The sequence below is a fragment of the Nonomuraea montanisoli genome, from assembly GCF_013363975.1.
Lineage (GTDB): Bacteria > Actinomycetota > Actinomycetes > Streptosporangiales > Streptosporangiaceae > Nonomuraea > Nonomuraea montanisoli.
Window position 1 is genome coordinate 222,671 of the sequence record NZ_JABWGN010000004.1, and the last position, 15,725, is coordinate 238,395.

Sequence of the window (15,725 nt, forward strand, 5' to 3'; positions counted from 1 at the left end):
GGAGACATGCTACGCGCCCCGAATCATGCAAAGACCATTGCGAATGGGCAGATTTGCACTATACGTTGCCAAAAAGCACGAACCAGGGAAGGTGCCATGACCCTGCTCACCCGCCTGGACCGGCTCCCGCTGAGCCGTCCCCACTACCTCCTGCTGCTCATCGGCGGCCTCGGCTACACCTTCGACGGGATGGACTCGGCGGTGGTCGCGTTCCTGCTGCCGAGCGCGCAGGAGGCGTGGGGCCTCGACAACGGCCAGCTCGGGCTCATCGGGTCGGCCACGCCGTTCGGGTTCCTGTTCGGCGCGACCGTGGCGGGCCTGCTCGGCGACCGCATCGGCCGCAAGAAGGTCATGATGTACGCGCTGGCGTTCTACGCGGTGTTCTCCGTGATCGCCGCCGCGGCGCCCAGCTACGAGGTGTTCCTGGTGGCCCGGGTGCTGGCCGGGGCCGGCGCGGGGGCGGAGAGCGCGATCATCGCGCCGTTCCTGTCGGAGTTCGTGCCCGCCCGGCGGCGCGGCTGGTTCATCGGGGCGCTGGCCGGGTTCTTCTCGTTCGGGTTCGTGCTGGCGGCGCTGATCGGCCGGTTCGTCGTGCCGACCATGGACGACGGGTGGCGGGTCGCCCAGGTGCTCACCGCGGTGCCGATCGTCATGCTGCTGTGGTGGCGGCGCTCGCTGCCGGAGTCGCCGCGCTTCCTGGTCCAGCAGGGCCGCCACGACGAGGCCGAGGCCGTGGTCGCCGACCTCGAACGGCGCGTCGAGCGGGCCACCGGCCGGCCGCTGCCGCCGGTGCCCGACGGCGACGCGCCGCCGGTGTCCGAGACGCCGAAGGTCAACCTGCTCAGTGCGCTGCGCTTCCTGTGGAGCCCGGCCATGGCCCGGCGGACCGCCGTGATCTGGCTGATCTGGTTCGTGATCACGTTCTCGTACTACGGGTTCTTCTCCTGGATCCCGACGCTGCTGGTCCAGCGCGGCATCACCGTGACCAGGAGCTTCGAGTTCTCGATCATCATCTACCTGGCGCAGATCCCCGGATACTTCTCCGCCGCCTGGCTGTCGGAGCGGCTCGACCGCAAGAACACCATCGCGCTCTACCTGGCCGGCTCGGCGGTCAGCGCGTTCTGGCTCTCGCAGATGGAGTCGCCGGCCGCGATCACGCTGGCGGGCGCCGTGCTGTCGTTCTTCCTCAACGGGACGTACGCGGGCGTCTACTCCTACACCCCCGAGGTGTTCCCCACCTGGATCCGGGCCACCGGCACCGGCCTGTCCAGCGCGTTCGGCCGCGTGGGCAGCATCCTCGCGCCCACGATCATCGGCCTGTCGGCGGCGAGCCTGGGCTTCGGCGGCGTGTTCGGCCTCACCACCGCCGTCCTCGTGGCCGGGGTCGTGTGCGTGGTCGTCTTCGGCCTGGCCACGGCCGGCCGTTCACTGGAGGACCTCACCGAAGGCGGCGAGCCCGCCCGGCAGAGCCGAGAGGAGATGACGTCATGACCGGCTTCCGGGATCCCCGGGGTTTCGAGGCGCTGGAGGAGGAGGTGCGCCGGACGGTCGGGGTGCGGCTGTTCACGGTGCTGGCCTGGATCCCGGGGCGCAACGCGCTGCGCCGGGTGCACAGCAGCCACCCCGAGGCGTACCCGGTGGGCGGGGAGAAGACCGTCGAGGTCGCCCGCGGCTGGCTGGCCCGGTGCGTCGAGGCCGGGCAGCCGTACCTCGGCCCCGACCGGGCCGCCGTGCGGGAGATCTTCGCCGACCACGAGCTGATCGAGGGACTGGGCTGCGGCTCGGTCGTCAACGTGCCCGTCATCGACGGGGGAAGGGTTCTGGGAGTGCTCAACATCCTCGACGCCGAGGGACGCTACGACGAGGGGTCGGTCGCGGCGGCCGTGTCGCTCGCGCCGCTCGCCGTTCCCGCTCTGCGCGCCGCCACCGCGTCCGTCGCGTCCGTCGCGTCCGGCGAGGCCGGCGGAGCCGGCGCCGCCACCGACGGAGGTGCCGCATGAGCCTGCTGCTGCGTGATGCGCTCATCCTCGACCTGGAGTCCGGCGAGTACGCCGAGGGCGACCTGCGCTGCGAGGACGGCCGGATCGCCGAGACCGGACGGGGGCTGCGCGCGCCGGACGGCGCCCGGGTCCTCGACCTCGCCGGCGCCCGTGTCGTGCCCGGCCTCATCGACGCGCACGTCCACGTCAGCGCCTCCACCGCCGACCTCGGGGCGCTGCCGTCGATGTCGCCCGCGTACGTCGCCGCGCACAGCGCCCGCACCATGGGCGGGATGCTCGACCGCGGCTTCACCACGGTCCGCGACGCCTCCGGCGCCGACTACGGCCTGGCCGACGCGCAGGCCGAGGGGCTGATCCGGGGGCCGCGGCTGCTGTTCTGCGGCCGCGCGCTGAGCCAGACCGGCGGCCACGGCGACCTGCGGGGACGCGGCCAGAGCGCCAAGGACGACCACCTGTGCTGCGCGGGCGTCGGCCGCGTCGCCGACGGTGTGGACGCGGTCCGCGCCGCCGCGCGCGACGAGCTGCGCAAGGGCGCCCACCACGTCAAGGTCATGGCCTCCGGCGGCGTCGCCTCCCCCACCGACCGGATCGACTCCACGCAGTACTCCATGGACGAGCTGCGCGCGATCGTCGAGGAAGCCGAGGCCGCCAACCGCTACGTCGCCGCGCACGCCTACACCGCCCGCGCGGTCAACCGGGCCCTGGAGGCCGGGGTCCGCTCGGTCGAGCACGGCAACCTCATCGACGACACCAGCGTCGAGCTGTTCCTGCGGCACGACGCCTTCCTCGTGCCGACGCTGGTCACGTACTGGGCGCTCAAGGAGGAGGGCAGGGCGTTCGGCCTGCCGGAGGGAAGCTGGCGCAAGGTGGACGAGGTGCTGGACGCGGGGCTGCGGGCGCTGGAGCTCGCCCACCGCGCCGGGGTGCGGCTGGCGTTCGGCACGGACCTGCTGGGCGGCATGCACCGGCACCAGAGCCACGAGTTCCGGCTGCGCGGCGAGGTGCAGCGGCCCCTCGACGTGCTGCGGGCCGCCACGACCGGGGCCGCGGAGCTGGTGGGGATGACCGGCGAGATCGGCACGCTGTCCGTGGGGGCGCGCGCCGACCTGCTCGTGCTGGACGGCGACCCGCTGCGCGACCTCGGCGTCCTCGCCGAGCCGAAGCACCTGCGGCACGTCGTGCAGGACGGCCGGGTCGTCGCCCCCGTCTGACCTCCGGCGGCCGGGCCTTCGCTCCCTGACGTCCGGCGGGCGGGTCGTGGCCCCCCTCTGACGGCCGGCGGGTGGGTCAGCGGGCGTGGAGGAGGTCGGCGACCGCCTCGACCCCGCGGGCGACGGCGTCCTCGCGCAGGTTGCCGAAGCCGAGGACCAGCTCCGCGCGCCCGTGCGGACCCACCAGCTGCCGGCCGGACCGGTAGCCGCTCATCCCGTACAGCCCGACCGACCGTTCCCGCGCGGCGGCGACGACCTCCTCCTCCGCGACCGCCTCCGGCAGGCGGGCCACCGCGTGGAACCCGGCGGCGAGCCCGCGCAGCTCGACGCCGGGCGCGTGGCGGGCCAGGGCGGTCACCAGCGCGTCGCGGCGGCGGGCGTAGGAGGCGCGCATCCGGCGCAGGTGCCGGTCGTAGCGGCCGGAACGCATGAGCAGGGCGAGGGCGAGCTGGTCCAGCCCCGGGGAGCCGCGGTCGGCGAGGTGCTTCTCGGCCGCCACCGCGGCGGCCAGGTGCGGCGGGCACAGGATCCAGCCGAGCCGCAGCGCGGGCGCCAGCGCCTTGCTGACCGTGCCGAGCGCGGCCACGTGCCCCGGGGCCAGCCCTTGGAGGGATCCCACGGGGTCGCGGTCGTAGCGGAACTCGGCGTCGTAGTCGTCCTCGATGATCGTCGCGTCGCGCTCCCGGGCCCACGCCACCAGCGCCTGGCGCCGGGACGGGGCCAGGGCGACGCCGGTCGGGCACTGGTGGGCGGGGGTGAGCACGACCGCGCGGGCGTCCGTGGCGGCGAGGGCCGCGACGTCGAGGCCGTCCTCGTCGACGGGCACGGCGACCGTCTCCAGACCGGCCCGCGCGGCGAGGAGTCGCTGGTCGGAGTCGCCCGGGTCCTCGACGGCGACGCGGCGCACCCCGCGCTCCCCCAGCACGCGGAGCACCAGGCCGTACCCCTGCGCGAACCCCGAGCAGACCACCAGCCGGTCCGGCTCGGCGACCGCGCCGCGCACCCGCCCCAGGTACGCGGACACCACCGCGCGCAGGTCGGCGTCGCCGTACGGGTCGACATAGCCGAGCCGCGAGTCCGGCAGGCGGCGCGACGCCTCGCGCAACGCCCACAGCCAGTCGTTGCGCGGGAAGCTCGCGAGGTCCGGCACGCCGGGACGGAAGTCGGCGGCGAGCCGCGGCGGCTCGGCGGCGACCGGCGCGCGCGGCGAGGGCGGCACCGGGGCGCAGGGGGCCACCCGCGTGGCCGAACCGAGGCGCGTGACCAGGTATCCCTCGGCCTGGAGCTGGGCGAAGCAGTCCACGACCAGCCCGCGCGAGACGCCGAGCCCCTGGGCCAGGGCGCGGGTGGAGGGCAGCCGCTCCCCCGCCGCCAGGCGGCCGGTGCGGATGGCCTCGCGCAGCTCCCGTTCGAGTTGAGCCCGCAGCGGCTCGGGGCGGTCGCGGTCGAGACGCAGCAACAGGTCCGGGATCGAACCGGTCCACTCAATCGGCACAGAACTGGAGCTTATCCGCGTACCGGTTGGCGGCTTACGGTCGGCTGGCCGGCTCAGGGCCGGCCGGCCAAGGGTTCGGCGGCTCGCGGGTTGTTCCGGCGGGCTCCGCGGCTCAGGTGGACGACGTGACATGAGCATGAGGTGGTGGCGCGTGAACGCGCGTGCGTGGGGGGCCTTCGGGGCCGTGTCCCTGCTGTGGGGCTTGCCGTATCTGCTGTTGAAGGTCGGGGTCGACGGCGGGCTCTCGCCCGGCTTCCTCGCGTGGGCGCGGGTGGTGCTGGGGGCGGTGACGCTCCTCGTGCTGGTCCCGCGGAAGGCCGTGCGGGACGCGTTCCGCGGGCGGGTGCGCTGGCTGGCCGCGTTCGCCGTGGCCGAGGTCGTCCTGCCGTTCCCGTTGATCGCGGTGGGCGAGCAGCACGTGTCCTCCTCGCTGGCCGCGACGCTGATCGCGGCGGCGCCGCTGTTCGTGGCGCTGCTCGCCCTGCGCTTCGACGTGACCGAGCGGGTGACCGGGCGGCGGCTGGCCGGCCTGCTGGCGGGTCTCGCCGGGGTGGCCGCGCTGGTGGGGGTGGACGTCAGCGGACGTCCGGACGAGCTGCTCGGCGCGGCGGCGATCCTCTGTGCCGCGTTCTGCTACGCCGTCGGCCCGATGATCCTCAAGCGGCGGCTGGCCGACCTGGACCCGCGCGTGTCGATGGCCGCCGTCCTGCTGCTGTCGTCGGTGCTGCTCGCCCCGGCGGCCGCCCTGGACCCGCCGCGGGCGATGCCGTCGGCCGGGGTGATCACGGCCGTGGTGCTGCTCGGCGTGCTGTGCACGGCGGCGGCCATGGTCTTCTACGGCATGCTGGTCGCCGAGGCGGGCGCGGGCCGCGCGCTGGTGATCACGTACGTCAACCCGGTCGTGGCGGTCATCCTGGGGATGGCGCTGCTCGGCGAGCGGCCGGGCGCCGGCATGGCGGTGGGCCTGCCGCTGATCCTGCTGGGCTCGTGGCTGTCGACGGGCCGGGCGAAGAAGCCGCGGGTCACCGTCGCCGCCCGCGATGGCTCACGATCGTGTCCCCCGGTGCCGGGTACGCCATGACCAGCAGCCGCTGGATGCCGAGCCTCTCGCCCTTCCACGGGACCCACGCGAAGTGGACGCGGACGCGGTAGTGCCCCTTGCGGCCGGCCCCGGACGTGGCGGCCGCCCGGTCGGCACGGTGCCCGGTCAGCCCGGCGCCTGGCGGCTGAGGTGCTCCCACGCCTGGTACAGCTCCGTGCGGGCGCGGTCCATCTGCTGCACCATGTCGTACGACGCGCCGCCGACGATCAGCCGCCGGGGCGGCTCCGGCAGCGACGCCAGCTCCAGGATGACCGGCGCCGCCGTGCTCGCGGCGGGCCCGGCGTCGTCGCCCCACATCTCGGCCAGCTTGGCGCGCAGCGGCTCGTACGCGGGCAGCGGCGCGGTGGCCGTGGTGCCGGCCGTGAACAGGCCCGTGTCGTAGCCGCCCATCTGCACGATCGTCACCTTGACGCCGATCGGCTCCAGCTCCATCGCCAGGGCCTCGCTGAGGGAGTCGAGCGCCGCCTTGCCGGCCCCGTAGAAGCCGACCGAGGCCATGCCCCCGCTCGTGCCCATCGAGGTGACTTGCAGGATGCGGCCCGCGCCCCGCTTCCGCAGGTGCGGGATCACGGCCTGGCTCACCCAGAGCGCGCCGAAGAAGTTCACGTCGAGGTGGGCCCGGACCTGCTCCTCGGTGGCCTCCTCGACCATGCCGTACAGGAGCCCGCCGGCGTTGTTGACCACGACGTCCAGGTGGCCGAAGGCGGCCACCGCCCGTTCCACCGCCTCGTGGACGGCCGCCCGGTCGGAGACGTCCAGCGGCAGCGGCACCAGCCGGCCGGGATGGCGCTCGGCGAGCTCCGCCAGCGGCTCGACGTGGCGCGCGGCGGCCACGACGCGGTCCCCGGCCTCCAGCGCGGCCTCGGTGAAAGCCCTGCCCAGACCACGGGAAGCGCCGGTGATGAACCACACCTTTCCGGTCGTCACAGGCCTCACCTCCTTGTTGTTGTTCTCCTCGATGACGAGGCGAGACGGTTCGTCTCGTCGCCAGAGTCTGCACGACCCGCGGCCTTTCGTCAAGACGAACCGTCTCGTCTCGTTGAGTGGTATCCTCGCGGGCATGTCCGATGCCAGGAAGCCCTACCCCGCGCGGCGCAGCGAGCGGTCGCGGCACGCCATCCTCGAGGCCGCCCGCGCGCTCATCGGCGAGGTGGGCTACGGGAAGGTCTCCATCGAGGCCATCGCCGCGCGCGCCGGCGTGGGCAAGCAGACGATCTACCGCTGGTGGCCGTCCAAGGGCGCGGTCGTCTTCGAGTCGATCCTCGCGCTCAGCCAGGATCCCCAGAGCGAGGAGATCGCGCTGCCCGACACGGGCGACATCGAGGCCGACCTGAAGCTCGTCATGCGGGCGACGGCGGCCGAGTTCGCCGACCCGGCCTTCGAGGCGCCGATCCGGGCGCTCACCTCGGAGATCGTCAACGATCCCGACCTGGCCGCCCAGTACCACGAGAGGCTGGCCGGCCCGCTCGAGGAGGCCAAGAAGGCGCGGCTTCGCGCCGCCCAGGAGGCGGGCCAGCTCGCCGCCGACGCCGATCTCGACCTGGTGCTCGACGTGCTCTACTCCCCGCTCCACCGGCGCTGGCTGTACCGCTCGGGCCCCCTGACGCCCGAGTACGCCGACGCGCTCGTGGACGTCACGCTCCGGGCGTTCCGCCCGTGACGCGTTCCGGGATATAGTCTGCGCATAGACAATCTACGCGCAGACTGAAGGAGTGCGTCCATGTTCATGTGGACTTTCGAGCACAGCGCCGACACGACCGCCCCCGCCGAGGCGGTGTGGGCGCTGTACGCCGACGTGCCCGGCTGGGTGCGCTGGGACAGCGGCCTGGAGCGGGCCGAGCTCCACGGCTCCTTCGCCGCCGGGTCCGAGATCGTCATGACGCCCCAGGGCCAGGACGAGGTCCGCGCCCGCATCACCCGCGCCGACGAGGACGACACGTTCGCCGACGAGACCCTGTTCGGCGAGGTGGTCCTCCGCTTCACGCACACGCTGGAGCCGTTCGCCGGGGGCACCCGGGTGACGCACCGCCTGGAGGTGACCGGCCCCGGGGCCGAGGAGATCGGCCCGGCCGTCGCGGCCGACCTGCCCGACGCGGTGGCCGCCCTGGTCAAGCTGGCGGAGACGGCGTGAGCCTCACCCCGGACGACAGCCCGGGCTTCCTGCTGTGGCGGACCACGCTGCGCTGGCAGCGGGCCGTCACGGCGGCCCTGGAGCCCTTCGACCTGACGCACGTCCAGTTCGTCCTGCTGGCGTGCGCGTGGTGGCTGAACCGGCAGGGCGGCCGGCCGAACCAGCTCAGCGTGGCCCGGCAGGCCGGCACCGACGTGAAGATGGCCTCCCAGGTGCTGCGCAAGCTGGAGGACAAGGGCCTGCTCGTCCGCGAGACCGACCCGGCCGACACCCGCGCCAAGCTGCTGCGGGTCACCGAGCGGGGCCGCGAGCTGATCGAGCGGGCCGTCACCGAGGTGGAGCGCACCGACGCGGCGTTCTTCGCGGCGGCGCCGGACCGGCCCTCGCTCGTCTCGACGCTGCGCGCGCTGGCTGAGGAGGAACGCCGATGATGCTCCTGGGCGCCCGCGCCCCCTTCGACTTCGGCGCGTCCCTGCGCTTCCTCACCTGCTTCCCGCCCGCCGCCGGCGAGCAGGAGATCACCGGGACGACGCTGGTGAAGGCGTACCGGGTGGGCGGGCACACGGTACGGGCGCGCCTGTCCCCCGCCGGGACCGGCCTGCGCTGCGAGCTGGAGTCCCCCGAGCCGCTGACCGACGACGTCGTCACGGCGGCGGCCGACCGGATCCGGTTCCACCTGAGCCTGGACGACGACCTGACCGGTTTCTACGACTCCGCCGACGAGGGGTTCCGGCCGGTGGTGGAGCGGCTGCGCGGCTACCACCAGGTCAAGTTCCCGTCGCCGGTGGAGAACCTGGTGTGGGCCATCCTGTGCCAGCGGACGCCGATGCGGGCCGCCGCCCGGGCCAAGGCCGCCATCGTCGCCCACGCCGGCAATCCGTACGGCGCCTTCCCGGACGTCGGCCAGCTCCTGGAGACACCGGCCGACCTGATCGGCGGCCTGATCGGCGACCCGCGCAAGGCCGGCCGGCTGCGCGGAGCGCTGGAGGAGTGGGCGGGGGTGGACGAGGCGTTCCTGCGTCACGGGCCGTACGAGGAGGTCAGGGCGTTCCTGCTGGGGCTGCCGGGGATCGGGCCGTGGTCGGCGTCGTTCATCCTCATCCGCGGGCTGGGGCGGATGGAGGAGGCGCCGATCGACCGGGAGCTGACGCGCTCGGCCGCGGCGGCCTACGGGCGGACGCTGGGCGAGCGTGAGCTGCGGGAACTGGCCGCCGGGTACGGGCCGTGGCAGGGGTACTGGGCGCACTACCTGCGCGTGGCCGGGTGAGACGGGAGACCTTCCGTTCGGGCGACTGGGCACCCGGCCTCTCACGAAAGACCATCTACTCGGACGACCCCACACCCGCCCCCTCGGGAGACCATCCACTCCGCCGCCCCCACCCGGCCCCCTTACGTGAGCACGTCCCCGCGGGCGCGCTCCCCTGCGGGGCGGACGGATCGGCGAGGCCGTCAGGTCAGCGAGGACGTCAGGTCGACGGGGATGGCAGGCCGCAGGTCAGCAGGGCCCTCAGGTCGACGGGGACGCGGCGGCGTCGAGGAGGGGGCCGAGCTCGCGGGTCACGGTCGTCAGGGCGCGCACGTCGCGTTCGGCTCGCGCGATGAGGATCGCCCCCTCCAGCGCACTGATCATCAAGGTGGCGAGCGGCTCGGCCCGGGCGGCGGGCACGCCCATGTCCGCCAGCGCCCGCGCGACCGGCGCGGTCCAGCGGGCGAACGCGGCCGCCGCGGCCTCCCTGGTGGACTCGGCCGCCTCCGAGCAGTCCACGGTCGCCGCCGCGACGGGGCACCCGCCCGCCTCGAACCCCGCGGAGCCGTACTCGTCGATCCACTGCGCGGCCATCGCGGCGAACAGCCGGCTCGGCGACGGCTCCGGCATGCCGGCCAGGAATCGCGCGACGCGGCCGGCGGCGTAGCGGCCCGCCCAGTCCACGGCCTCGTTGACGAGCTGCTCCTTGCCGCCCGGGAAGTAGTGGCGCAGCGAGCCACGGGGCGCCCGCGCGTGGGCGACCACGTCGCGCATCCCGGTGGCGGCGACCCCGTCGCGGCGGATGAGCTGCGCCGCGCTGAACACCATCCGCTCCCGCGGCCCCCGCTCCTTGTCCGCCATCCCGGCCCCCTTGTCGCCCTTGTCGCCCTCGTCGTTCCACCGGGCCACGCCACCCATCGGCCCGGCCGCCCAGCTCGGTCGCACTGCTCGGCCAGGCACCGCAGGCCCCAGCAGCACCATCATGCCCAGCAGCACCGCAGGTCCCAGCAGCACCACCATGCCCGCAGCACCGCGTGGACCTGCAGCAGCACCATGCCCGCAGCACCGCGTGGACCTGCAGCAGCACCATGCCCAGCAGCACCGCCTGGGCCTGCCGCATCGCCGGGCCCGGCCGCCGCCACACCGGAGCTGCCCTGCCGCTCGGATGCTCACGTCCCAGGAAAAGGTTACCGCCGCCTCTATGACGCTTGTCATATCGCGCTCTAGTATGACGACTGTCATAGACATGCTGGTCGCACGGGCAGGTGGTGGTGCGTCGTGGACGTGGGGTTCATCGGTCTCGGGGTCATGGGACAGCCGATGGCGCTCAACCTGGCCCGCGCCGGGATGCCGCTCGTGGTGTGGAACCGCACCCAGTCCCGGGCCGAGCCGCTGCGCGCGGCCGGCGCCCACGTCGCGTCCGGCCCCGGTGAGGTGTTCGGGCGGGCCCGGGCGGTGATCCTCATGCTGGCGGACGAGGCGGCCATGGACACGGTCCTGGGCCGGGGCACGCCCGCCTTCGCCGCCCGGGTGGCGGGACGGGTCGTCGTCCACATGGGCACGACCTCGCCGGGCTACTCGCGCGAGCTGGAGGAGGACGTCCGGGCGGCGGGCGGCGGCTACGTCGAGGCGCCGGTCTCCGGCTCGCGCGAGCCCGCCGAGGCCGGGCGGCTCGTGGCGATGCTGGGCGGGGAGCCCGGCGACGTCGAGGAGGTGGCGCCGCTGCTGGCGCCGATGTGCCGGGAGACGTTCGCCTGCGGACCGGTGCCGGGCGCGCTGCTGACGAAGCTCGCGGTGAACCTGTTCCTCATCACCATGGTCACCGGCCTCACCGAGGCGTACCACTTCGCCGACCGGCACGGCCTGGACCGCCGGCGGTTCCTCGACATCCTCGACGCCGGGCCGATGGCCAGCGCCGTGTCGCGCATGAAGGCGTCCAAGCTGCTGACCCGCGACTTCGCGGTGCAGGCCGCGGCCCTGGACGTGCTGAAGAACAACCGGCTGATCGCCGAGGCGGCCCGGGCGTCGGGCCTGGCCTCGCCCCTGCTGGACGTCTGCCACGACCTGTTCGGCGAGACCGTGGAGCTGGGGCACGGCGGGGCCGACATGGTGGCGGTCCTGCACGCCATCGAGGCCCGCACCGGGACCCACGCCGGGGCGCGCTAGACCCCCGACCGGGAAGTCACTCCACGTTCACGGATCCGGCCGCCACGTTCGTGCGTACGTGCCGGTGCCCCTCGGCCGGGAAGGCGGGGGGTCGGGCGGGGAGTACGGAGTGGCGTCCGCGGGATCGGCGATGAGCCGCCGTGAGGCCCGCCGCGTCCTCACCTCGCCACGGTCGCGGGCGCAACGCGGGCGCGGACACAGTGGGCTCCACGGACAGGACCACGTGGCGATCCGCGCCGGGTGCGCTAGGCGTGGTCCGCGTCCTCGGGCGGCGCGGCGTGCCGGGCCAGTTCGGCCTCCGCCCACTCGGCCCACTCCTTGCGCATCTCGAAGAAGCGCCGGCCGTACTCCAGGGTGAGCCGCCCGTAGAGCGACAGGTTGTCGTCGCCCCACGTCACCTCCTCCTGGAGCGCGGCCAGGCCGTCGCGCCGCTCCCCCATGAGCGCGGCGCTGTCGCGCAGGTACGCGCGGGCCCGCCCGGGTTCGAGCTGCCCGAGGAAGAACACCTTGAGCAGCACCCCGTCGCGCCGCGCGGGCCTGGGCTGCTCCTCGACCAGCCACCGGCGCAGCTCCTCGCGCCCCGCGTCCGTCGCCCGGTACTCCTTGCGGCCGCGCGGGCCCTCGGCGGCGACCTCGATGAGGCCGTCGGCCGTGAGCTTGGCCAGCTCGCCGTACACCTGGCTCTGGGTCGCCGTCCACACGTTCGCCAGCGAGATCTCGAACAGTTTCATCAGGTCGTAGCCGCTCGCGCCGTCGAGTTCCACGATCAGGCCGAGGACCGCATGCCGCAGGCTCATGTCCAGGACTCTACCGTTCTGAATTGACATGTCAAAACTGGAAGGTCTAGATTCGACGTGTCAAAGTTGGAATGTCGTCTGGAGGCGACGTCATGCTGAAGTACTACGGCCGGACCTTTCTCCCCTGGATCGCCCTCGCCATCGTCAGCGGGTTCGACGCCCGCACCGGCGCGATCACCGGCCTGGCCGCCGCGCTCGTCCTGCTCGCCCTCGACCGGCTGCGCTCCGGCATCGCGTGGGACGCGCTGATCCTGGAGACCTCGACCGCCGTCTACATGGCGCTGCTGACCGCGCTCTCGTTCGCCGCGCCGGGCTCGCCGGTGCTGGGGTACGGCGCGTCGCTGGCCATCGCCTGGCTCGCCGTCACCGCGTGGGGCACCCTCGCCGCCGGCCGCCCGTTCACCGAGGGCATCGCCCGCCGCCAGGTCGACGCGCACATCGCCGCCACGGAGCGGTTCCGGCAGATCAACGTGGTCATCACCAGGGCCTGGGCCGTCGGCTTCACGATCACCGCGATCGCGCTGGCCGGTGTGCAGCACTGGGCGCCGCAGGCCGTCGCCGTGCTGGTGGCCTGCAAGGTCGCCGGTTTCACCCTGCCGGCCGTCTTCACCGCGCGCTACACCGCGCGGGCCCGGGAGCGCGCGGCGGCGGCCGCCGCGACGCGGCCGAGCCTCTGACGCCGCGCCGCCTCGCGCCACCCCGCGCCGCCCCACCACCTCACCACCCACCGCCCCGCCACCCCGCCCCGCCCCGCCGAGCCTGTGAGGAGCATCGAGATGAGCCAGCCGAACGGAACCGCCCCCTCCCTGTGGCTGGAGGGCCACCGCGCCCCCGTCCCGGACGAGATCGACGCGGTCGGCCTGCCGGTCGAGGGCACCCTGCCGCCCGAGCTGACCGGCCGCTACTTCCGCAACGGCCCCAACCCGCTGCCGGGCACCCCGTCGGCCCACTGGTTCACCGGACCCGGCATGGTGCACGGCGTGCGGCTGCGCGACGGCCGCGCCGAGTGGTACCGCAACCGCTGGGTGCGCACCACGGAGTTCACGGACGGCGCCCGGTTCGTACGCCCCGACGGCACGTTCGACCACGCGGCCGTCCCGGCCAACACCCACGTCGTCCCGCACGCCGGCCGCATCCTCGCGCTGGTCGAGACCGGCCTGCCGTACGAGCTGACCCCCGAGCTGGACACGGTGGGGCCGTGCGACTTCGGCGGGCTGCTGAAGGGCGGCATGACCGCCCATCCCAAGGAGGACCCGGTCACCGGGGAGCTGCTGTTCTTCGGCTACGGGCTGGTCCCGCCGTACCTCACCTACCACCGGCTCTCGGCCGGCGGGCGGCTGGTGGAGAGCCGCGAGGTGGAGGTTCCGGGCCCGACGATGATGCACGACTTCGCCGTCACCGCGAACCACGTCGTGTGGCTGGACCTGCCGGTGGTGTTCGACATGGCCCTGGCGCGGAGGGGCGGGGGCATGCCGTTCCGCTGGGACGACGCCTACGGGGCGCGGCTCGGCGTGATGCCTCGGGCCGGGGGCCCGGTGCGGTGGTTCGACGTCGATCCCTGCTACGTCTTCCACGTGGGCAACGCCTACGAGGACGAGGCCGGGCGGGTGGTCGTGGACGGCGTCCGCTACCGGCCGGAGGACTTCATCGCGTTCTGGCCGAGCATCGGCGGCGAGAGCGATCCGTCCGCCGCGACCGTCGCGAACGCCCCGGTCCGGGCGGCGGCCACCGGGAGCTCCCGGCTGCACCGCTGGACCCTGGACCCCGCCTCCGGCGCGGCCAAGGAGGAGCCGCTCGACGACCGGCCCGTGGAGTTCCCCACCCACGACGACGCCCGCACGGGTCACGCGCACCGCTACCTCTACACCGCCGCCGCCGACGCGATCGTGAAGCACGACCTGCGCTCCGGCTCCTCGGCGGCGCTGGAGCTCGGCCCGGACCTGGTGCCGGGCGAGGCGGTGTTCGTGGCGGCCGAGGGCGCCCGGACCGAGGACGAGGGCTGGCTGCTGTCGATCGTCACCGACCGCGCCGGGCAGGGCTCCGAGCTGCTGGTGCTGGACGCCGCCGACCTGTCGCGCACGGCCTCGGTGCGGCTGCCGCGCCGTGTCCCGGCCGGCTTCCACGGGAGCTGGATCCCCGACCCCGTGTCCTGACACTCTCCCTGCTGCGAGACGGGGCGGTCAGGCGAGGGTCTGGTAGGCGGCGGTCCAGAAGTCCCTGATGAGGTTGGGCGTGTCCGGGGAGTCCTGGGCCGTCTGGGTGAGCAGGACGCCGACGAGCCCTTCGGCGGGGTCGGCGTACGCGCTCGTGCCGAGGCCGCCGTCCCAGCCGAACTGTCCCGGCGAGGCCAGGTCGCGGCGGTGGGTGCGGACGGCCATGCCGAAGCCGTAGCCGCCGTGGCGGCCGAAGTGGTCGCCGAAGGCGTCCTTCTCCGTCTTCTGCGCGGGCGTGAGCCGGTCGCCGGTCATGAGCTCGACCGAGGCGCGCGACAGGACCCGCACGCCGCCGAGCGTCCCCTTGCCGAGGAGCATGCGGTAGAAGGCGTGGTAGTCGTCGGCCGTCGAGACCAGCCCGTCGCCGCCCGCCGCGAACACCGGCGGCTTGCTGTACTTGCCGCCCGCGGCCTCGTCCCACACCGTCAGCGCGCCCGTCCCCGGGTCGTGGGCGTAGCAGACGGGCAGCCGGTGGATCTTGTCCTCGGGGACGTGGAAGCCGGTGTCCTTCATGCCGAGGGGGTCGAGGATCCGTTCGCGCAGGAACGTCTCGAACGGCTGTCCCGCGACCCTGGCGATGAGCACGCCGAGCACGTCGGAGCCCGTGTGGTACTGCCACAGCTCGCCCGGCTGGCGCATGAGCGGAAGCTCGCCCAGCCGCCTGATCCACTCGTCGGGCCCGAAGTCCGGCGCGGTGGTGTCGAGGCCCAGCTCGCGGATCGCGACCTGCACGGGGTACGTGTCCGGAGCCGCCAGCACGGCGCCGAAGCCGAAGGTGAAGGTCAGCAGGTCGCGCAGGGTGATCGGCCGGTGGGCCGGCACGGTGTCGTCGAGCGGCGCGTCCAGGCTCCTCAGGACCCGCCGATCGGCCAGCTCGGGCAGCCACGGGTCGACGGGGTCGTCGAGCCGCAGCCGGCACTCCTCGACCAGGACCATCGCGGCGGCCGCCGTGACGGGCTTGGTGGCGGAGGCCATGCGGAAGATCGTGTCCCTGCGCATCGGCTCGTCGCCCCCGGCGCTGAGGGTGCCCATGACCTCGACGTGCGTCTCGTCGCCACGGCCGACGAGGGCGACGAGGCCCGGGACGGCGCCGGACTCGACCGGCCCGGCCAGCACCTCGCGCATCCGGTCGAGCCCGGCCGCGGACAGGCCGCCGCCTGACGCCGGGGCGTGCTCCTCGGCCCTCCCCTGCGTGGCCCATCCCCCCTTGGAGTCCCAGGTGCCGCTCATGTCCCAGGTGGTGGTCTTCGGCATGGTGGCCGTCCTCTCGTTGCGCACATTGCTCGCTGCTTGCGAACACTGTACGCACACTGGCATGCCGTACGCAACCAGGAACGGCGACGGCGCTCAGCCGAGCCGGTCGC

At 74.1% G+C, this 15,725-nt stretch carries 16 protein-coding genes; 11 read left to right on the forward strand and 5 right to left on the reverse strand.

The genetic code is table 11. From position 1 onward, the window contains the following. Nucleotides 1-96 precede the first annotated feature (96 nt). The 3 genes from HTZ77_RS10805 to HTZ77_RS10815 are packed head-to-tail and all read left to right on the forward strand — an operon-like array spanning nucleotide 97 to nucleotide 3,211. Complete coding sequence (locus HTZ77_RS10805; RefSeq protein WP_175589374.1) at nucleotides 97-1,491, forward strand: MFS transporter; 1,395 nt, start codon at nucleotides 97-99, stop codon at nucleotides 1,489-1,491. After that, nucleotides 1,488-2,000, forward strand: coding sequence for a GAF domain-containing protein (locus HTZ77_RS10810; RefSeq protein ID WP_205302485.1), 513 nt, complete (start codon nucleotides 1,488-1,490; stop codon nucleotides 1,998-2,000). The genes HTZ77_RS10805 and HTZ77_RS10810 overlap by 4 nt, the downstream gene beginning before the upstream one ends. Then, nucleotides 1,997-3,211: a metal-dependent hydrolase family protein gene (locus tag HTZ77_RS10815; protein WP_175589375.1), complete on the forward strand. Its 1,215-nt coding sequence runs from the start codon at nucleotides 1,997-1,999 to the stop codon at nucleotides 3,209-3,211. The genes HTZ77_RS10810 and HTZ77_RS10815 overlap by 4 nt, the downstream gene beginning before the upstream one ends. A gap of 76 nt (nucleotides 3,212-3,287) precedes the next feature. Here HTZ77_RS10815 and pdxR read toward each other — a convergent pair whose 3' ends face one another. Then, nucleotides 3,288-4,706 carry a MocR-like pyridoxine biosynthesis transcription factor PdxR gene (gene pdxR / locus HTZ77_RS10820; protein ID WP_175589376.1) on the reverse strand — a complete coding sequence of 473 codons (1,419 nt, stop codon included), beginning with the start codon at nucleotides 4,704-4,706 and terminating at the stop codon, nucleotides 3,288-3,290. A gap of 151 nt (nucleotides 4,707-4,857) precedes the next feature. Here pdxR and HTZ77_RS10825 point away from each other — a divergent pair, with 151 nt between their 5' ends. After that, nucleotides 4,858-5,787 (forward strand): DMT family transporter, encoded by a 930-nt coding sequence (locus HTZ77_RS10825; protein WP_175589377.1) that lies wholly within the window; start codon nucleotides 4,858-4,860, stop codon nucleotides 5,785-5,787. 126 nt (nucleotides 5,788-5,913) lie between these two features. On the opposite strand, the gene HTZ77_RS10830 is transcribed toward HTZ77_RS10825, so the two are convergent. Then, the gene (locus HTZ77_RS10830) at nucleotides 5,914-6,735 is read right to left on the reverse strand and encodes an SDR family NAD(P)-dependent oxidoreductase (RefSeq protein ID WP_328808520.1); all 822 of its coding nucleotides are present in this window, start codon (nucleotides 6,733-6,735) and stop codon (nucleotides 5,914-5,916) included. 133 nt (nucleotides 6,736-6,868) lie between these two features. On the opposite strand from HTZ77_RS10830, the gene HTZ77_RS10835 reads away from it, so the two are divergent. From HTZ77_RS10835 to HTZ77_RS10850, 4 genes are read left to right on the forward strand one after another with little or no spacing between them, the layout of a single operon-like run. Further along, a complete protein-coding gene (locus HTZ77_RS10835; RefSeq protein ID WP_175589379.1) occupies nucleotides 6,869-7,468 on the forward strand; it encodes a TetR/AcrR family transcriptional regulator in 600 nt (199 codons plus the stop codon). 60 nt (nucleotides 7,469-7,528) lie between these two features. Beyond that, nucleotides 7,529-7,939 (forward strand): SRPBCC family protein, encoded by a 411-nt coding sequence (locus tag HTZ77_RS10840; RefSeq protein ID WP_205302486.1) that lies wholly within the window; start codon nucleotides 7,529-7,531, stop codon nucleotides 7,937-7,939. Further along, nucleotides 7,936-8,370 carry a MarR family winged helix-turn-helix transcriptional regulator gene (locus HTZ77_RS10845; RefSeq protein ID WP_175589380.1) on the forward strand — a complete coding sequence of 145 codons (435 nt, stop codon included), beginning with the start codon at nucleotides 7,936-7,938 and terminating at the stop codon, nucleotides 8,368-8,370. Before HTZ77_RS10840 ends, HTZ77_RS10845 begins: the two co-directional genes overlap by 4 nt. After that, nucleotides 8,367-9,206, forward strand: a complete 840-nt coding sequence (locus tag HTZ77_RS10850) for a DNA-3-methyladenine glycosylase family protein (protein ID WP_175589381.1) — start codon at nucleotides 8,367-8,369, stop codon at nucleotides 9,204-9,206. The genes HTZ77_RS10845 and HTZ77_RS10850 overlap by 4 nt, the downstream gene beginning before the upstream one ends. A 240-nt stretch (nucleotides 9,207-9,446) precedes the next feature. On the opposite strand, the gene HTZ77_RS10855 is transcribed toward HTZ77_RS10850, so the two are convergent. Further along, nucleotides 9,447-10,205 (reverse strand): TetR/AcrR family transcriptional regulator, encoded by a 759-nt coding sequence (locus HTZ77_RS10855; RefSeq protein ID WP_235994544.1) that lies wholly within the window; start codon nucleotides 10,203-10,205, stop codon nucleotides 9,447-9,449. Nucleotides 10,206-10,463: 258 nt separating this feature from the next. On the opposite strand from HTZ77_RS10855, the gene HTZ77_RS48155 reads away from it, so the two are divergent. Next, the gene (locus HTZ77_RS48155) at nucleotides 10,464-11,351 is read left to right on the forward strand and encodes an NAD(P)-dependent oxidoreductase (RefSeq protein ID WP_175589382.1); all 888 of its coding nucleotides are present in this window, start codon (nucleotides 10,464-10,466) and stop codon (nucleotides 11,349-11,351) included. A 245-nt stretch (nucleotides 11,352-11,596) separates the two neighbouring features. Here HTZ77_RS48155 and HTZ77_RS10865 read toward each other — a convergent pair whose 3' ends face one another. After that, nucleotides 11,597-12,148: a PadR family transcriptional regulator gene (locus tag HTZ77_RS10865; RefSeq protein WP_175589383.1), complete on the reverse strand. Its 552-nt coding sequence runs from the start codon at nucleotides 12,146-12,148 to the stop codon at nucleotides 11,597-11,599. Between the two features lie 92 nt (nucleotides 12,149-12,240). Here HTZ77_RS10865 and HTZ77_RS10870 point away from each other — a divergent pair, with 92 nt between their 5' ends. Continuing rightward, nucleotides 12,241-12,825: a hypothetical protein gene (locus tag HTZ77_RS10870; RefSeq protein ID WP_175589384.1), complete on the forward strand. Its 585-nt coding sequence runs from the start codon at nucleotides 12,241-12,243 to the stop codon at nucleotides 12,823-12,825. Between the two features lie 99 nt (nucleotides 12,826-12,924). Beyond that, nucleotides 12,925-14,301: a carotenoid oxygenase family protein gene (locus HTZ77_RS10875; RefSeq protein WP_175589385.1), complete on the forward strand. Its 1,377-nt coding sequence runs from the start codon at nucleotides 12,925-12,927 to the stop codon at nucleotides 14,299-14,301. 27 nt (nucleotides 14,302-14,328) lie between these two features. On the opposite strand, the gene HTZ77_RS10880 is transcribed toward HTZ77_RS10875, so the two are convergent. Continuing rightward, on the reverse strand, nucleotides 14,329-15,615 hold the full coding sequence (locus HTZ77_RS10880; protein ID WP_235994545.1) for a serine hydrolase domain-containing protein: 1,287 nt from the start codon (nucleotides 15,613-15,615) through the stop codon (nucleotides 14,329-14,331). Nucleotides 15,616-15,725: the final 110 nt, after the last annotated feature.